Genomic DNA, 17,713 nt, shown 5'->3' with positions numbered 1-17,713 from the left:
CCTCAGGCGCTGCGCGCGCCCTGTCGCATGACGGCGTCGACCTCGGAGGCGGCGGCGCTGTTCAGCCCGTCCAGGTCGGCGTACTGCTTGGCCAGCTCCTCAGTGCCGCGGACGAGCTCCTCGTGACGGGCCTTGAGGCGGCTCGCGCCCTCGACGGCGGAGCCGACGCCCTTCAGGTGCTCGCGCTCGGCCTGGTCCGCCGCCGGGTGCTCACCGAAGTCGGCCCGGGCGGACTCGCGGGCGGACATGCGGGCGTGGATCTGGGCCAGCGGACGGGCCTGGCTGTCGAGGAACCTGGCGAAGTCGCGGATGGCGCCAGGATCGACGGAGAGGTTCTTGTCGTCGGACATGTCACTCCTCGGGGGACGGAACTGCTGGTGTGACGCGCGAGCGGCCCGCTCGGTTCCACCGAGCGGGCCGCTTCCGGCGGTCGCCCGCCTCGAGGATCAGCCCCAGTTGCCCTGGATCTGGCGCTCGTTGGTGTCGTAGTTCTCGCTGATCTGGCCCATGGTGCTGGACATCTTGGTGATGACGTCGGACATGTGCGTGGCCGCAGCGTCCCACTCGGCCTTGGCCTGGGCGTAGGCCTGGCGCGCCGCGCCGTCCCACTGGGCCAGGGAGCCGCCGAGCTGGCCCTCGAGGGTGTCGAGGTGGTCGGAGAGCTGCTTGTGGGCGTTGGTGAGGTCGGAGATCCCCTCCGCCATCGCGGCGGAGTTGACCGAGGTGTAGTCAGACATTCTGATTCTCCTGGAGAGTGTGGGTGGTCGCCGGTGGTGGGGTGGTCAGCCGTTGAGCAGCGCGTTGATGGCGTTGGTGCTCTGGGCCTGCTCGTCCTCGGTGGTGGTGTACTTCATCTGGGTGTCCACGAGCTTGCCGTGGATGTCCACCAGGGCCTGCTGCACCTTGGCGAACTGGGCGTCGAAGTCGGTGAACGCCCGCAGGAAGGCCTGCGCCGCGTTGCCCTGCCAGCCGCTGCCGATCAGGTTGTTGATCTGGCCCTGCAGGTTGCGCTGGACGCCGTCGATCGCGCCGGCCTTCTCCTCGATCTGGCCAGCGGCCTGCTGCATCGCTGCCCGGTCAACACTGCTCTGTCCCGCCATGGGTTCCTCCGTAGAGTTGGTTCCCGGGTGCGTCCCGGAAGGGTGTCTGTGGGCCCCGGTGACGGGGCGTTGTTCCTGTCATCGACAGTAGGAGGAGAAGGGGTCACCGTGTCGGCGGGCCGGTGGAAAACCTCTCAGGCCGGCTTCTGCGCGTCCTCGATCGACAGCGACGTCCCGGACGGCAGGCCGCTCGGGATCAGCTTGAGCAGCGCGGCGGAGACGGGATGGGACGGGGTCTCGCCGTAACCCAGGGCCGCGCGGGACTCCGCGTCGGGGATCCCGTAGGAGCGCCGGTCGACCACCAGGAACGCCTGGCCGTCGTCGGGGGTGTTCTCCGGACGCAGCAGGGCCCCCCTCAGGGGCGCGGTCTCGACCAGGTCGGCGGTCCCGGGGACCGGTGAGGCCCCGGTGGGCCGGGGGGTGGGCGCCCCCAGCTCGACGACGGGCTGCGCGCCCTCGCCGTCCCAGCTGACGCAGAGCGAGGACGTCGCCTGGTCAGGTGCCGAGGACGCGCTGGTGGGCAGGCCGGCGGGCATCCCCTCCTGGCGGACCTGCCGGCTGCTGAGGTTGCCGACCACGTCGCCGGGGGTCAGCTCGGTGTTCTTGCGACCGTCGAGCTCCATCACCTTGTGCTCCAGGGCGCTGATCTCGGCCAGCCCGTCGGGCAGCAGCACGTAGTAGGACGTCACCGAACCCCGCACGGTGGCCAGCGACCCGACCGTGGTCATCTGGCCGACGCTGATGTCCGCGCCGCCCTCGTCGCCGGGGATGGCCAGCGGCTCCAGCGCCGGCCCGCGCGGGATGGTGTTGAGCATCGCGTCGCTCGGGGTGCCCGCCGCGGTGAAGCCGAGGTCGAGCAGCAGCGCCGGGACGTCGTCGTCCCCCCCGGGGACGGGGTAGGCGCGGCCCTCGGCCAGCAGGTAGTGCAGCCCGGTGCTGTCGCGCACCGCCGCCGTCGCAGGGGTCGGGGAGGTGGGTCCCACCCCGACCTGGAGGGTGGTGTAGCGGAGGTCGTCGACCGGTGCGGTGCTGCACACCCGCAGCGGCCACGGGCTGATGTCCGCGGCCGCCGGCAGCTGCGCCGGCGCGTCGGGGATGCCGATCCGCCCTGCCTGCGGCTCCCCGCGCAGGGTGGTCGACTTGAGCGAGACCACCGGACCGCCGCCGGTGGCCAGCCGGGCCGAGGTGATGTTCGTGGTCGGGTGCAGGCTGGTGCCGAGGAAGGCGAAGACCACGCCCGAGGACGTGTCGATGATGATGGTGCGGTCCTCACGCCAGTTCTTGGTGCCGCCGCCGGCGATGAGACCCACCACGCCGAAGCCGGCCAGCACCAGCACGGAGATCATGGCGCTGACGAAGGTCCCGGTGACGATCCGGCGCAGCGGCGGCTCGAGGTCGTCGGGGTTCCGCATCACCAGGGCCGAGACCAGGCGCTGGCTGGTGAACTTGTGCGCCTTGAGCAGGTCCTTGCGGGTGGCCATACCTCTCCTCGTCGGCGGTCCGGCCGGTCCGGCACCGGCGGGCCCTACAGTAATGGCGGCGGGGTCCCCCCTCGCCCGCTCGAGGTCCGGCAGGCAGGAGCCCAGATGGCGCGCACGACGTCCGCGACGGTGGCGCTCGCCCCCCGGCGTCCCCGGCTGCTGAGCCGGCTGGGGCCGTTCGTGGTCGCCGAGCTGCTGCTCCTGCTGGCGGTGCTGGCCGCGCTGACCGGCACCGTGGCCGGCTACGTGGTGGCGGGCGTGCTGGTGCTGCTGCTGGTGGTGCTGGTGGTCCCCTTCGGCGGCCGGTCGCTGGTGCAGCGGGTGCGGCTGCGGCTGGCCTACTCCCGACGCAGCCCGCAGACCGCCGCCGACACCGACGTCCCGCACGACCTGGTGCCGCTGGCCCAGTGGGTGCCCGGGCTCTCGGTGAGCCAGACCGTGACCGGGCGGGGGGAGGAGGTCGGGGTGATCACCGACGGGTCGGCCTGGACGGCGGTGCTGGCCCTCGACGCCGACGACGAGCTGATCGCCGACAGCGGCGAGGAGCTGAGCCTGCGCGAGCTGGCCGACCTCACCGTCCAGGACGACGTGGTCTTCGCCGGTGTCCAGGTGGTCACCTACACCGTCCCTGCCCCGAGCCGGCTGCTGCTGGGGGAGGACTCCGCGGCCGCGCGGGCCTACCTGGAGATCGCCCGGACCGTGCCCCCGACGGTGCAGCGCACCTGGCTGTGCGTGCGGCTGGACCCCCGGCTCTGCCTGGAGGCGGTGGCGCGCCGGGGCCTGGACAACGACGGCATCTACGCCACCCTCCGCTTCGGGCTGCACCGGGTGCAGTCGGTGCTCAAGCGGCAGGGGATCGAGACCCGCGCCCTGACGCCGCTGGAGATCCACGAGGTGCTGGCCCTGACCTCCGGCTCGGGCCCCGACGGCGGCGACGTGCGCACCCGCGAGAGCTGGCAGCACTGGGAGTGCGACGGGCTGCTGCACAGCGGCCGCGCGGTCCAGCAGTGGGGCAGCTCGGCGACCCTGGGCTACGGGCGGCTGCTGCAGGCCGTGGCCCAGGCCCCGGTGCTCTTCGCCGTCACCTCCTACGTGCTGGCCCCGGGGCGTGAGGCCAGCGGGGGCATCCGCCTGGTCACCCCGAACGCTGCGCTCGCGCAGGTGGGGGTGGACACGGTGACGGCCGCGCTGGGCCGCGACGTCCGGCTCGCGCCCGCCGGCGGGGTCCAGGTGCCGACCATGCTGGCCACCGTGCCGCTGGGCCGGGGGGTGGCGGCGTGAGCGGCTGGCAGCTCCCCGCGGAGGCGCGGGTCACCCCGGAGGTCGACGACTGGGCGATGCCGTCCCCGATGGCCGAGCCCACCCGCTCGGTGGTCCGGACCGGCCCGAGCGGCCTGCTGCTGGGGACCACCCCCGGCACCGGGACCGAGCCCACCCCGCTGGCCGTGCGCATCTTCCGCAACCGGCCGACACGCGTGTTCCTGGCCGTCCCCGAGTACGTCAGCTGGCTGCTGGCCTACCGCTGCATCTCCCTCGGCGCCCACCTCTCGGTGATGGCCACCGACCCGGGCCGCTGGGGCCGGCTGGTGCGCGCGGTGCACGACAGCGGCGGCAGCGCGGACCTGCTGCGTCCCGACCAGTCCCCGCCGGGCTCGGGGCGCCCCTACCGACCGTCGCTGGTGGTCGACGACATCGCGCACTACGACGGCAGCCAGGAGGCGCTGGGTCCCTGGCAGGCCGTGCTGGTCAGCGAGAACGCGGCCGCCTCGGGTGCGGTGTTCCAGCTGCGCTCCTGCGACATGGCCCTGGTGGGGCCGTGCGACGCCCGGGTGACGGAGAACCTGCGCCGGGCCTACGCGCTCAGCCCGCGGCAGGTCCGCGACTGCGCCGGGCTGGCCGAGGACGAGGTGGTGCTGGCGATGCCTCGGCGGCTGCTGCGGGTGCAGGTGCCCCCGACGCCGACCGAGTACCGGGTGCTCTTCAGCTGAGCCGGGCGTCCTCGCGGAGGTGCCCCTGGTGCCCCGTCGGGCTCAGGTGCCCTTGATGCCCCGGACCAGCTGGTAGAGGTTCAGCACCGCGAGCACCAGCGGGATGATGGCCATGATGGCGAGCCACTCCAGGATGTCGCCGAAGCGGCCCCAGACCGGGGAGACGAAGCGGTTGTACATCTGGGCGGCGTAGTAGCCCAGGGCCACGGTGAGCGCCACCACGACGGTGGTGCCCACCACGGTGAGCAGCACGCCGTCCTGGACCATCAGCGCCAGCCGCACCACGGTCGCGGTGGTGACCACCAGGCCGCTGATCAGCACCACCAGCCGCTGGGTCAGCCCCACGAAGGCCCGGGCCCGCAGCAGCAGGGCCAGACCGACGGCCCCGGCCAGGGCCAGGGCGGACCAGCGGCCGTCCAGCACGAGGACCACCGAGAGGATGGTGGCCCCGACCGAGGTGGCGAACAGCAGGGCGGCGAGGATCCGGTCCGCGGCCACCGCACGGGCCACGATGTCGGACTGCACGGGCTGGTCGTCGCGGGCCAGCTCGTCGGCCGACGTGGGCAGGTTCGGCATCGCCACCCGCGCCAGCCGGTAGCACAGCGCCGGCAGCAGCGGGGTGACGCCGAGCAGCACCGCCACGGCCACCGCCGCGGCCTCGACCGGACGTCCGGGCGGGAGCACCGCGGCCATCGCCACGAGGATCAGCAGCAGTGCGGTGACCGCCACGGCGGCGAAGGCGTGGGGGCGGATGGCCGTGCCCAGCGCCATGGTGCCGGAGGCGAGCAGCACGAACCCGCAGGCGGCCAGGGACCGCAGCCCGATCTCGTCGGTCCCGAGCAGGAACCAGCCGCCGGTCCCGGCCAGCGCGACGCAGAGCCAGGCGAGCACCACGGCCACCGCGGCCCGGTCGAAGGCCCGGGACAGCAGCACCGCGGCCAGCCCGGTGCCCAGCGCCAGACCGAGCGTGGTCAGGCTGACCAGCAGGCCCGGACGACCCAGGGCCAGGACCATCGGCAGACCCAGCAGCACCAGCGAGAGCACGGCCAGGGCCGTCCGTCGGCTGTGCACCGGGCGCCAGGAGGGCTGGGTGTTGGTGGAGGAGGCGACGGCGTCGACCACGTCGTCGAAGGCGGCGTCGGGCATGGTGGCCTGGCGCTGGCGCAGGTGCAGGATCTCGCCGTCGCGGATGCCCAGGGCCGAGACCAGCCGGTTGGGGTCGAGCGGGTCCTCCCCCAGCCGCTGCAGCACCCAGGTGTGCACCGGGTCCCCGGTGGCCGAGCCCTCGTGGCCGGAGAAGCGGACCACGTGCGGCAGCACCTCGCCGATCGTCGCGCTGCCGGGCAGCGCCAGGTCGATCCGCCGCGTCGGTGAGATGACCGTGACGCGTGCGAGGTCCTCTCCAACGCCAGTGCTCACGGGCGGCAGACTACTGGTCGGCGGGCCACCCGCACCCCGTCCCGCGGCGGGTGCCCGGACCGGCGTCCTCCGGCACCCGGAAGTGTCCCCCGCGCAGGGCATGATGTCCCTCGCGTGCGGTGGCCGTCCGGCCGACCGCTCCGCGACGGCACCGGAGGAGGACGCGGCACGATGGCGGTGAGCACCTTCACCCGCGGCAAGCGGGCCAGCGCGCCCGCCCTGCCCCGGGGTGACCTGCTGCTCGAGTCCCCGCCGGAGATCCCGCCCCCGGCCGGCGGCCGCGGGTTCGGGGCGGTGCTGCGGATGCTGCCGATGCTGGCCGGGGCCGGCGCGATGGCCCTGATGATGTCGACGTCGTTCAGCGGCGGCGGCGGTGGCGGTGGCCGGGGCGCCCTCGGCGCGGTGATGGGCGGCATGTACGGCATCTCGATGCTCGGCATGATGCTCACCCAGACCGGCCGCGGCAACGACGACCAGGCCCAGCAGCTCGACGCCTCCCGGCGCGACTACTTCCGCTACCTGACCCAGACGCGGCGCAAGGTGCGGGCCACCGCGGAGGCGCAGCGGCGCTTCGTGATGTGGCGCCACCCCTCGCCGACCGACCTCTGGGCGGTGGCCGGCGACCGGCGGATGTGGGAGCGGCGCGTCGACGACGACGACTTCGCCTCGATCCGGATCTCGGTCGGCCCGCAGCAGTTCGCCCAGCGCATCACCCCGCCGGAGTCCAAGCCGATCGAGGACCTGGAGCCGCTGACCACCGGCGCGCTGCGACGCTTCATCCGGACCCACCGCACCGTCCCCAGCGTCCCGCTCGCGGTCAGCCTGAAGGGCTTCAGCGCCATCACGCTGGTGGGGGACCAGGACGCCCAGCGCCGCCTCGCCTACGCGATGGTGGCCCAGATGGCGGCGTGGCACAGCCCCGACGACCTGGTCATCGCCTTCTGCGCCGCCCCCGAGGCCGTCGAGCGCTGGGAGTGGGCCAAGTGGCTGCCGCACGCCCAGCACCCGAACCGGTGCGACGGGGCGGGCTCGGTCCGCCTGATCGCCACCAGCAGCGGCGAGCTGTCCTCGCTCGCCGAGGGCCTGGCCGGGAAGCAGGGGCCGCCGGCCCACCTGGTGCTGGTCACCGACGGCGTGGGCGGGGCCAGCGCCGAGCAGCTGGCCGGTCCCGGCACCGCCACCACCACCGTGGCCGTCACCGCCCAGCGCGAGCGGCCGCGCCGGATCGACCCGTCCGTGGCGGTGCTGGAGGTGCAGGGCGGTGAGCTCACCCTGCACCGCCGCCAGGGGACGGGTCAGGTCGCCTCGACGCCGCTGGGTCGCCCCGACCAGCTCCCGATGGTGCAGGCCGAGCTGCTGGCCCGGGCCCTGGCGCCGTACCGGATGCCCGAGGTGCGCACCGACGACGTCGACGACGGCGACGACTCCCCGGAGGTGGTCTTCGAGCCGCCCAAGGACTACCCGGCCCAGGTCGGCGTCGGCGACCCGCTCACCCTCGACACCCGGGTGGCCTGGAAGCTGCGGCCGATGCAGAAGCGGCTGCGCGTCCCGGTCGGCAACGGCGAGGACGGCCGTCCGGTCGAGCTCGACATCAAGGAGGCCGCGCTCGGTGGCATGGGCCCGCACGGCCTGTGCATCGGCGCCACCGGGTCGGGCAAGTCGGAGTTCCTGCGCACCCTGGTGCTCGGCCTGGCGATGACGCACTCGTCGGAGCAGCTGAACTACGTGCTGGTCGACTTCAAGGGCGGTGCCACCTTCCTCGGTCTGGACGAGCTGCCCCACGTCAGCGCGGTGATCACCAACCTCGAGGGCGAGCTCACCCTGGTGGACCGCATGCAGGACGCCATCGCCGGTGAGATGGAGCGCCGGATGGAGGTGCTGCGCGCGACCGGGAACTTCAAGAACCGCGAGGACTACGAGCAGGCCCGCCAGGAGGGCGCCGACCTGCCGCCGATGCCCAGCCTGTTCATGGTGGTGGACGAGTTCTCCGAGCTGCTCGCCGCCCGACCCGAGTTCATCGACCTCTTCATCCAGATCGGCCGGATCGGCCGCTCGATCGGGGTGCACCTGCTGCTGGCCTCCCAGCGCCTGGAGGAGAGCAAGCTGCGCGGTCTGGACACCTTCCTGTCCTACCGGATCGCCCTGCGCACCTTCTCCCCGGCCGAGTCGCGGGTCGTGATCGGGGTGCCGGACGCCTACGAGCTCCCCACCCCGCCCGGCAACGGGTACCTCAAGTTCGACACGGTCTCGATGGTCCGGTTCAAGGCCGCCTACGTCTCCGGTCCCTGGCACGGCAGCTCCGAGCGCCCCCGTGGCGCGGAGGCCACCGTCGACCGCGACCCGCTGCAGCCGCGCGCCTGGGTGCCCCCGGTGCTGGAGTTCGTCCCCGGCCACGTCCCCGAGGTGCTGCCGCCGCGCGAGGAGGAGCCTCCCGCGCTGCCCGCCACCCTGGACGAGCTGGTGGAGGCCGCCCCGGCCGAGGAGGTCGAGGAGGAGGACGAGGAGACCCTGCTCACCATCGTGGTGGACAAGCTGCGCGGGAAGGGCTGGCCGGCCCACCAGGTCTGGCTGCCCCCGCTGGACCAGCCGTCCACGGTGGACCAGCTGCTGCGCAGCGAGCTGGTCGAGGTCGAGGGCCGCGGGCTGACCACCAAGGACGCCCGTTTCCACGCCACCCTCGGCGCCCCGGTCGCCCTGGTGGACCGCCCCCGCCAGCAGCGTCGCGACCCGATGTGGCTGGACTTCTCCGGCTCCGGCGGCAACCTGGCCGTGGTGGGCGGCCCGCAGGCCGGCAAGAGCACCGCCGTCCGCTCGGCCATCGCCGCCATGTCGCTGCTGCACACCCCCGACGAGGTCGGGTTCTACTGCCTCGACTTCGGCGGTGGCTCGCTCGCCTCGCTGCGCGACCTGCCGCACGTCGGCTCGGTCTGCTCCCGGCTGGACACCGACCGCGTCCGCCGCACGGTGGCGGAGATGACCTCGTTGCTGCAGTCACGTGAGATCGCCTTCGCCGAGCTCGGCGTGGACGGCATGACCAGCTACCGCCGGGGACGGCGCAACGGCACCATCGAGCGGGACCGGTTCCCCACCGACGTCTTCCTGGTCGTCGACGGCTGGCTGACGCTGCGTCAGGACTTCGAGGCGATGGAGGCCTCGGTGACCTCCCTGGCTGCCCGCGGTCTCGGCTTCGGGATCCACGTGGTCGCCACCTCCAACAAGTGGTCGGAGTTCCGGATCACCATCCGCGACCTGCTGCAGAGCCGGGTGGAGCTGAAGCTGGGTGACTCCTTCGAGTCCGAGATCGACCGCAAGCGGGCCGCGCTGGTGCCCACCGGCCGTCCGGGTCGGGGTCTGTCCAACGACGGGCTGCACATGCTGACCGCGCTGCCCCGGATCGACTCGGTGATGGACGCCGACGACGTCTCCGAGGGCTGCCGGGAGATGGTCCGCCGCGTCCGCGCCGCCTGGCCCGGCCAGGGCGTCGCCCCGGTCCGGATGCTGCCCGACGACCTGCCGGTGACCGCGCTGCCGCGGATGGAGCACGACGGGCGCCAGCGCACCCTGTGGTTCGGGATCGACGAGCTGGAGCTGGCCCCGGTCGGGCTGGACCCGCTCTCGGACCCGCACATGGTCATCTTCGGCGCCCCGGAGTGCGGGAAGTCGACGTTGCTGCGCACGATCCTCAACGGGATCACCACGCGGTACACGCCGAAGGAGGCCAAGATCATGGTCCTGGACTACCGGCGCTCGCTGCTGGGGGCCGTCGAGGGCGAGCACATGGCGGGCTACGCCGCCTCGTCCGCGGCCGCCACCCAGCTGATGAAGGACGCTGCGGCGGCGGTGCGCTCCCGGCTGCCGGGGCCGAACGTGACCCAGCAGCAGCTCCGCGACCGGAGCTGGTGGAAGGGCTCGGAGCTCTTCATCGTGATCGACGACTACGAGCTGGTCGGGACGAGCATGGGCCACGCGATGCAGCCCTTCTTCGACCTGGTCAGCCAGGCCAGCGACATCGGGCTGCACATCATCCTGGCCCGCGGCATGGGTGGGGCCGGGCGGGCGGTGTTCTCCGACCAGATCATCGCCCGGGCCAAGGACGCCCAGAACCCCGGCATCATCATGAGCGGCACCAAGGACGAGGGCGCGCTGCTGGCCGACGTCCGTCCTCAGCCGCTGTCGCCGGGCCGGGGCACCCTGGTCACCCGGTCCGGCAAGGTGCTGGTGCAGACCGCCCACACCCCGCCCAAGGAGCTCTGACCTCGCGGTCCTGCGCCCGTGGCGGGTGTGTGCGGACACGGCTGTCGGGTGGTCGCGGTGCGCGCCGGACGAGGGCAGCACGCTCCTCGTCCGCGGGTGGGTGTCGGCTGGCCGGGGACGCACCAGGCGCCGCTGCGGACCGGTCCTGGGGTGGACCCGAGCGGTCCTCGGGCAGGGGCCGACGGTTGTCGGGCAGGGTCCGACGGGATCCGAACGGGTCCCCCGGCCAGGATCCGACCGCTCTGGGCCGCCAGCTGGGTGACCGGGACGGCGCTCCGAGCGGGTCAGTCGCGCGGAGGGGCCCAGCGGCGTCGACGGCCCGCGGGCAGCGAGGCGGCCAGCACGGCCGCCACCAGCACCACGGCCACGGCTCCTCCCGCCACCGCGAGGGCGGTGTCGCGCTGGGAGTGGTCGACCGGAGGACGGTCGCGGTAGTCCTCGGCCGGGGTCGGTGAGGCCACCGGGCCCGGTGCCGGGGTCTCGGAGCTGACCACGTCGGTGACGGCGGCCAACGGGTTCACCACGCCCCAGCCGGTCTGGCGGTCGGGGGCCGTCCTCGGGGTCGGGTCGGCGGTGCGGCGCAGCCGGCGGGTGACCTGGCCCGGGGTCAGGTCGGGCTCCCGCTCCAGCATCAACGCGACCACACCGGTGACCAGCGGGGCGGCGAAGGACGTCCCGTCCACGCTCGACCACGAGCTCTCCCCGTCGATCGCGGGGTTGGCCGACAGCACCTTGACCCCGGGCGCCGAGACCGTCACCCGCAGCTCCTCGTGCGACTGCGACCAGTCCGGGGCGACGTCGTTGGGGCCGGTGGCCCCCACCGCGACCACCCCGGGGAACGCCGCCGGGTACGGCGGGTCGGCGGCGCCGCCGCCCCCGTTGCCCGCGGCGGCGACCACCACGATGCCGGCGTCGATGGCGTCGGCGACCGCGTCGGCGTAGTCGGCGTCGTAGGTGCTGGACTGGGAGATGTTGATGATGTCGACCTCCTCCGCGGTCGCCGCCCGCACCGCCTCGACCACCGGGGCGATCGGCTGGGGCTCCTGCGGGGTGGACTGGTCCGGTGCGGCCGGGCCGCTCTCCAGCGACCGCATCGCGATGACGGTCGCGCCCGGGGCCATGCCGATGAAGTTGGTCCCGTCAGTGGGTCCCCCGACTATCAGGGAGGTCACCTGGGTGCCGTGCTGGCAGTCGCGGAGGTCGCTGCCGGCGTCCACCTTCTGCTCGTAGCCGGCGTAGTTGACCACGCTGACGGAGGCCTTCCCGAAGACCGGCATCCTCCGGTTGTCCACCCCGGTGTCGATGACGGCGATCCGCACCCCGCGCCCGGTGGCGAGCTCGTGGGCCCGCTGGGGCTGGAGGCGGTCGACCGCCCAGGAGCTGATGGGTGCGTTGGCCTGGAAGTTCTTGCAGTCCCTGCTGCGGAACGGCTCACCGTCCCCGACGGCCGCCGCGGGCAGCGCGGCGGGGGAGAGCAGGGTGAGGGTGGCGGCGAGGACGCCGACGGCGACGGCCCGCGGGGAGCGCCGGCGACGGGTCCCCACCGTCCCGCTCGCTCGCTGCACGCGCACACCCTACGACGCCGGGGGTGCGTCACCGCCCGGTCCGGCGACCGCTCCGGTGAGGGTCAGGGCCCGCTCGGGGAGGCCACGTCCCGGCGGGCGGAGGGTGCGTCTCTCCCGGTCCCGCTGCGTCCCGTCGGGACGTCATCCCGAGCGCCCCGGGGGTCTGGCTGGGCGCTGCGACGCGGGAGGCGCCGGTGGTTGGGGCGGAGCTCTTGGGAAGTCCGGGTGCTGCCGCGACCCGCGGGCGTGGGGCGGTGCCCCAGACCCGCGGGCGGGGGGCGGTGCCGCCCGACCGGCTTACCCTCGTCCGCCTCGCCTCCTGCACGCGGGGCGAGGTCCTGCCCGAGGCCGCCGAGCGCCTCGCCGCCTGACGCCGAACCCCGCCTCTCGCGCCGAGGATCTGTTCATGCGCGCACGACGGGCCACGCTGGAGGCTGTCGTGCTCGTATGAGCAGGTCGGTGCTCGAGCACGCCGGCCGGGCGGCCGGCCCTGCCTGGGTCGAGGCCCCCGTCGTCGGCGGTCGTCGGTGCCTCAGCAGCCTGCGTGCCCGGCGGCGGCGGTCGTGGCGAACCGCTGCAGGACGTAGGCCGCCGTCCGCGCGACCTCCGGGTCGTCGTCGCGACCGAGCACCTCCAGGGTCGGCCGGGCCAGGGCGGCGGGCAGCTCGGCCAGGGCCTGCGTGATCCGGGTCCTCGGTCCCGGTCCACCACCGCCTCGCTGCACCGCGTGGGCGAGCACGGCACCGACGGGGTCGGTGAGGTCGTGGTGTCGAGCGAGGGCGCCCAGGACCTCCGCGGCCTCGACGTCCTGGTGCCCGGTGAGCACCATCTCCACCAGCACCGCCACCGCCACCGGCTCCCCGCGCGACCCCAGGGCGAGGGCGGCCCTGTGGCGGATCGCGTCGTCGGCGTGCCCGAGGACGCCGGTGAGCACGGCGGTCGAGCGTTCGGTGGACAGCTGGGCGATGGTGGTGACGGCACGTTCCCGGCGCTGCCCGTCGGGGGAGTCCAGCGCCGGCGCCAGGACGTCGAGCGCCTCGTCCCCGGACTGCCGCACGGCCCAGCGCAGGGCGCCGGCGACGACGGGGTCCGGCTCGGCCAGCAGCGCCTCGGCCAGCGGGCCCACCAGCCGGAGCGCGTCGTCCTCGCTGGTCGACAGCGCGCTCAGCTGGCGTCGGGAGGGGTCGTCGGACTGCAGCCCGCGGACCAGGGCCACGGTGCGCAGGACCTCCCCCCACCGGTCCGGGCCACCCGCGCGGACCCGATCCAGCCTCCCCAGCAGCTCCTCCGCGGCCGAGATCCGCTCGCGCGTCCGGGCGACCAGCTCCTCGACCAGCTCCGAGGGGGCGAACCCGGGGTCGTCGAGCGCCCGCCGCACCTCGGGCAGCGACAGTCCGAGGGAGCGGAGGCTCTCCACGTGGAAGAGGCGCTGGAGATCAGCCTCGGAGTACCGGCGGTACCCCGACGTGCTCCGCTCCGACGGTGCGACCAGACCGATGGCGTCGTAGTGCCGCAGCATCCGGGCGCTGACCCCCGAGTGCCGCGACACCTCACCGATCAGCACCAGGATCCCCAGAGGACGCCTCCGCCCCGCCGGCGACCGGCGCGTCCATCAGGGCCACGACGCGCTCGGCCTCGGAGACGGAGGCCTCGAACCCCTGCTCGGGGTCGAGGGTCAGGCGCTGGGTCGCGATCGCGTGCGTGCGCGTGGCCACGTCTCCCCGGGTGGCGGCCTCGGCCAGGGCGCTCCCGGCCGCCTCGCCCAGGTCGACCAGCGCCCTGCTGAGGCTCCGCCGGACCTCGGGACCGCCGCGACCCAGCTGCGTCACCAGGGTCGCGGCCAGGTCCGCCTCGGCACCCTCGGGGACCAGGGCGACGGCGGCCCGCCACGCGGTCCGGGCCACCTCGTCCTCGGGGTCCCGGAGCAGCTCCGGGGTGATCGCCGTCCAGCCCCGCGGGTCGCCCACCTTGGACAGCGTGTGCAGCGCCTGGCTGCGCGCCTGCGGCGAACCGTCCCGGAGCTCGGCGAGCAGCAGGGGGACGGTGACCGCGGCCGGGTGGCGCGTGAGCGCCCAGGTCAGCATGTCCCGGACGTAGAAGTCGGGTTCGAGGGCGCAGCGGGCCACCAGGACCGGCGGGTCCGCCGGTCCTGGCTGCATCCCGGCAGCCATGGCGGCCTGCAGCCGTGCGGAGGGTGCGAGGTCCTCCAGCGCCTCGCGCAGCGAGGTGGCCCTCGGGATCGTGGGTCCGGTCGTCGTCATGGGTGAACCTCCTGCCACCAGTCAAGACCTTCGCACGGTGTCAAGGTCAACGCCGCGCACGTCGTCCCGTCTCCCTCAACGGGGCGCCGTGCGGTGTGCCGCCTCGAGTGCTCCGCCGAGGGGCGTATCTCGGGCCGGTGAACCGGCGCGGCGGGAACCGGGCCCGGCGGGCTGGACCACCCCTGCGCCCCGCGGGCACGGCGGTCGTGGCGGAAGCGGCTGACGTCGACCGCCGGGCTCGCCCGACGAGCCCACGCTCGGGACGACTCAGGGGTGGTGTGCCCCGAGCGCCCGGGTCAGCATCAGGCAGGTGTCGTCGTCGAGGGGGACCGTCGCCCCCTCCGCGACGGGTCGGTGGTCGCGTACCGCACCCCGCCCGTCCGGCAGGTAGCCGCGGGCGGTGTAGAGCCGCTGGGCCGCGCCGTAGCCCGGGTGCAGTCCGACGCCGAGGCCGACGGTGCCGCCACGCCGGCCGGCGGCGTCCTCGACCGCCCCGAGCAGGGCGGCACCGACGCCGCGCCGGCGGAGGTGGGGGAGGACGTTGAGGTCGCACACCTCCGGCACGCCGGCCTCGCGGAACGGCGGGTAGTCCGAGGTCCACAGCAGCGTCACGTACCCCGCGAGCTCACCGGCGACCTCGGCCACCACGCAGACCCGCACACCGGTCGAGGTCTCGGCGAGGTAGCGCTGGTAGAGCTCGACCGGCTTGTGCCAGCCGATCCGGGCGAAGGCCTCCGACAGGGGCGCCGCGTCGTCCACCGTCATCGCCCTCAGGCGCACCCCGTCCACGCCACCACCCTGTCGTGGCCGGACGTCGGCGTCGAGCCGGTTGGCGGAACCCGTCAGGCGCGGCTGTGGCTGCTCAGCGCCAGGGCACCACCGAGACCGGTGAGGGCGAGCCCCGGCACCCGGTCAGCGCGGACGACGACCGCCCCCGTCGCGTGGCTGCTCGAGATCTGGTGGTCGAGCGGGCGCAGGGGCGGACGGCAGACCTAGCGAGGCGCCCGGACCGGTCTGGTGATGAGCCGCGGGGGTCGGGGGAGGGTCACGTCGTCGTCAGAGGCCCGGAAGGCCTCGATGACCAGGGCGGCGAAGCGTCGCGCGGTCGCCTCCCGCTGTGCCGGCGGGACCGAGGCAAGCCCGCGCCCGGCCAGCAGGACCAGCACGAGGTCGTCGACCACGAAGTCACCACGCAGCCCACCGACCGCCTGCGCACGCCCGGCCAGCTCGGCGAGCCGACGCAGCAGCGCCGCCCGGTGCTCGGCCAGGGCGTCGATGCCCGGGCTCCCGGACACGAAGGCGTCCACGAAGCCCTGGTTGCCGATGTTGAGGGTGCAGATCCGCTCGACCACCGAGCAGAAGCCGCGCCAGGGGTCGGGGTCGGTGCAACCGTCGTCCACGATGCTGCTGCAGAACCGCACCTCCTCCTCGAAGGCCTCCGACAGCAGCGCCTGCTTGGTCGGGAATCGCCGGTACAGGGTGGCGGGACCGACCTCGGCGCGGCGGGCGACGTCGCGCATGGTGACGTCGACGCCCCGCTCGGCGAACAGCGCGCGGGCGGCGGCGAGCACCCGCTCGCGGTTGTCCTGCGCGTCCGTGCGCAGCATCTGAGGCAGTCCAGCGGTCATGGCTCTCACTTCAGTCAAGTGGACGCGGGCGTCCGTTAGCGTCGCCAGCGTAGTGCAGCAGACGACCAGAGGAGACGACGTGCAGGCCGTGCAGATCGAACGGTTCGGGGACCCGAGCGGGATGGTGGTGGTCGAGGTGCCGGACCCGACCCCCGCGGCGGGGGAGGTGCTGGTCCGGACCGAGGCCATCGGGGTGGCCGGTGTCGACGCGGTGATCCGCCGCGGGACCCTCGGTGGGATGGGGTTCTCCGCCGGCCTCGTCCCCGGCAGCGAGGTCGCCGGGGTGGTGACCGACGTCGGCGCGGACGTCGACCCGGCGTGGGTGGGTCGTCGGGTCTGGGCCTTCACCGGTCTGGGCGGCGCCTACGCCGAGCAGGCCGTGGCCCCGGTGGGCGACGTCGTCGAGCTCCCCGACACCCTGACCGCCGTCCAGGCGGTGACGGTGGGGAGCGCGGCGCCCGTCGCCCACTTCGCGCTGGAGCGGGCCGGGCTGGTGGCCGGTGAGTCCGTGCTCGTGCGCGGTGCCGCGGGCAGCATCGGCATCGCGGCGGTGGAGCTGGCGGTGCAGGCCGGGGCGGGTGTCGTCGCGGTGACCACGTCCTCCGCCGAACGCGGCCGTCGGCTGGTCGAGCTCGGGGCCACCCACGTCCTGGACCGGACCGGAGCGGGCGGTCCGGACGCACCGGACGCGTTCGACGTGGTGGTCGACGTGGTCGGTGGCCCCGACGTGCCCGCCTTCCTGGACCGCCTCGCCCCGAACGGGCGGATGGTCCTCGTGGGCGTCGTGGCCGGGATGCCACCGGCCGACTTCGGCATGGCCCTGCTGGCGCGGTTCCGGCAGTCCCTCACCATCAGCACCCTCAGCCTCGACACCGTCCCGACCCCGGCGCGGGACGCCGTCCGGGCCGAGCAGCTCGAGGCCACCGCGCGCGGAGAGCTGCACGCCGTGGTGCACGAGGTGCTGCCGCTGCAGCAGGCCGCCGAGGCGCATCGCCAGATGGACCTCGGCGCCGTCTTCGGCCGCGTCGTCCTCACCCCCTGACCACCCCGTCCCGCTCGCCCGTGTGGCCCACCTCTCCGGTGGCGACTGGCTCCGACTCGTCGGCACGACCGCGACGGCGACGACTCGCGGCCAGTCGCCGCGCGAGATCGGGCTCAGTCGGCGACGTCGAGGTTCGGCGACCGGTACGGGACGCGCCCCAACCGGTCGTCACCTCCGCGAGGGAAGCGACGACGCGGGGCCAGTCGCCGCACGGGCGGCGCCTCAGGGCCTCGAGTCGGCAGGTTCGGCGAGCGGGTGCGAGTCGCCCCGACTGGTCGTCACCTCTCGCGAGGGTGGCAACGACTCGGGGCCATTGGCCGCGAAGGTGGGGCCCCTGGCGTCGGGAGGTCGGGCGACTCGCCCTGACAGGTCGTCACCTTCGCGAGGGAGACGACGACTCGGGGCCAGTCGCTGCCTGGGTCGATGCCCAGGGTGACGTCGGGAGGTCATGGGGAGGTCGGTGAGGAGTGGGCGAGTCGCCCCGACTGGTCGTCACGCCCGCGAGGGTGGCGACGACTTGGGGCCAGTCGCCGCTGGGGGCTGCCTCAGGGGGACGTCGGGAGGTCATTGGGAGGTCGGTGAGGAGTGGGCGAGTCGCCCCGACTGGTCGTCGCGCCCGCGAGGGTGGCGACGACTTGGGGCCAGTCGCCGCCAGGTGTGGGGCTTGGGTGACCTCGGGAGGTCGAGTGACGCTCCCCGGGACCGTGCCAAGAGTGACGTCGGGTGGTCGGCGAGGGACGGGCCACTCGTCCCGACCGGTCGTCGGCCCGCGCGTGGCCCCGAGGGAGCGTGACGGTCGCGGACGATGTGACGTCTCGAGGGTCGGCCGAGCGCCGGACGCTGGGCTCGGAACGGCGGAGACGGGGCGGGTTTCTCGGCGGGCGGGCGGTGCGGGGGCGCACCGGTGCGCGCGGCGCTATGGTGGGGCCGACATCTCGGGAGCTCGCACCCTGTGGCGGGCTGAGAGGGTGGAGT

The 17,713-nt window shown here is 74.3% G+C and carries 14 protein-coding genes; 4 read left to right on the top strand and 10 right to left on the bottom strand.

All coding sequences use genetic code 11. The features are described 5' to 3' along the window. Positions 1-2: 2 nt before the first annotated feature. The 4 genes from BLT52_RS01710 to eccB form a co-directional block, all read right to left on the bottom strand. Complete coding sequence (locus BLT52_RS01710) at positions 3-350, bottom strand: hypothetical protein (RefSeq protein ID WP_090590031.1); 348 nt, start codon at positions 348-350, stop codon at positions 3-5. Positions 351-446: 96 nt separating this feature from the next. Continuing rightward, positions 447-737, bottom strand: a complete 291-nt coding sequence (locus BLT52_RS01705) for a WXG100 family type VII secretion target (RefSeq protein ID WP_090590029.1) — start codon at positions 735-737, stop codon at positions 447-449. Positions 738-782: 45 nt separating this feature from the next. Beyond that, on the bottom strand, positions 783-1,100 hold the full coding sequence (locus BLT52_RS01700; RefSeq protein ID WP_090590027.1) for a WXG100 family type VII secretion target: 318 nt from the start codon (positions 1,098-1,100) through the stop codon (positions 783-785). Between the two features lie 134 nt (positions 1,101-1,234). Then, entirely contained in the window at positions 1,235-2,581 is a 1,347-nt protein-coding gene (eccB, locus tag BLT52_RS01695; protein ID WP_090590025.1) for a type VII secretion protein EccB, read from the bottom strand. A 105-nt stretch (positions 2,582-2,686) separates the two neighbouring features. On the opposite strand from eccB, the gene eccE reads away from it, so the two are divergent. Both eccE and BLT52_RS01685 read left to right on the top strand, forming a co-directional pair. After that, complete coding sequence (gene eccE, locus BLT52_RS01690) at positions 2,687-3,862, top strand: type VII secretion protein EccE (RefSeq protein WP_090590023.1); 1,176 nt, start codon at positions 2,687-2,689, stop codon at positions 3,860-3,862. Beyond that, positions 3,859-4,569, top strand: a complete 711-nt coding sequence (locus tag BLT52_RS01685) for a hypothetical protein (protein WP_090590021.1) — start codon at positions 3,859-3,861, stop codon at positions 4,567-4,569. The genes eccE and BLT52_RS01685 overlap by 4 nt, the downstream gene beginning before the upstream one ends. Positions 4,570-4,611: 42 nt before the next feature. Here the strand turns inward: BLT52_RS01685 and eccD are convergent, their stop codons facing one another. Then, a complete protein-coding gene (eccD, locus tag BLT52_RS01680; protein WP_157676915.1) occupies positions 4,612-5,988 on the bottom strand; it encodes a type VII secretion integral membrane protein EccD in 1,377 nt (458 codons plus the stop codon). A gap of 171 nt (positions 5,989-6,159) precedes the next feature. Here eccD and eccCa point away from each other — a divergent pair, with 171 nt between their 5' ends. Further along, complete coding sequence (eccCa, locus tag BLT52_RS01675; RefSeq protein ID WP_090590017.1) at positions 6,160-10,242, top strand: type VII secretion protein EccCa; 4,083 nt, start codon at positions 6,160-6,162, stop codon at positions 10,240-10,242. A 284-nt stretch (positions 10,243-10,526) separates the two neighbouring features. Here the strand turns inward: eccCa and BLT52_RS01670 are convergent, their stop codons facing one another. The 5 genes from BLT52_RS01670 to BLT52_RS01650 form a co-directional block, all read right to left on the bottom strand. Then, complete coding sequence (locus BLT52_RS01670; protein ID WP_157676914.1) at positions 10,527-11,807, bottom strand: S8 family serine peptidase; 1,281 nt, start codon at positions 11,805-11,807, stop codon at positions 10,527-10,529. A 532-nt stretch (positions 11,808-12,339) separates the two neighbouring features. After that, the gene (locus tag BLT52_RS01665) at positions 12,340-13,371 is read right to left on the bottom strand and encodes a MerR family transcriptional regulator (RefSeq protein WP_172803971.1); all 1,032 of its coding nucleotides are present in this window, start codon (positions 13,369-13,371) and stop codon (positions 12,340-12,342) included. Next, positions 13,358-14,068 (bottom strand): HEAT repeat domain-containing protein, encoded by a 711-nt coding sequence (locus BLT52_RS01660; RefSeq protein WP_090596183.1) that lies wholly within the window; start codon positions 14,066-14,068, stop codon positions 13,358-13,360. Before BLT52_RS01660 ends, BLT52_RS01665 begins: the two co-directional genes overlap by 14 nt. 267 nt (positions 14,069-14,335) lie before the next feature. After that, positions 14,336-14,857, bottom strand: coding sequence for a GNAT family N-acetyltransferase (locus tag BLT52_RS01655; RefSeq protein WP_197679151.1), 522 nt, complete (start codon positions 14,855-14,857; stop codon positions 14,336-14,338). A 203-nt stretch (positions 14,858-15,060) separates the two neighbouring features. Continuing rightward, entirely contained in the window at positions 15,061-15,675 is a 615-nt protein-coding gene (locus tag BLT52_RS01650) for a TetR/AcrR family transcriptional regulator (RefSeq protein ID WP_231946448.1), read from the bottom strand. Positions 15,676-15,775: 100 nt separating this feature from the next. On the opposite strand from BLT52_RS01650, the gene BLT52_RS01645 reads away from it, so the two are divergent. After that, on the top strand, positions 15,776-16,738 hold the full coding sequence (locus tag BLT52_RS01645; RefSeq protein ID WP_090590013.1) for a zinc-binding dehydrogenase: 963 nt from the start codon (positions 15,776-15,778) through the stop codon (positions 16,736-16,738). Positions 16,739-17,713: the final 975 nt, after the last annotated feature.

It is taken from the genome of Auraticoccus monumenti, from assembly GCF_900101785.1.
In the GTDB taxonomy this organism is placed as follows: Bacteria; Actinomycetota; Actinomycetes; order Propionibacteriales; family Propionibacteriaceae; genus Auraticoccus; species Auraticoccus monumenti.
The sequence above is the reverse complement of the archived record's forward strand: the minus strand, read 5'-3'. Positions and strand labels throughout refer to the sequence as shown.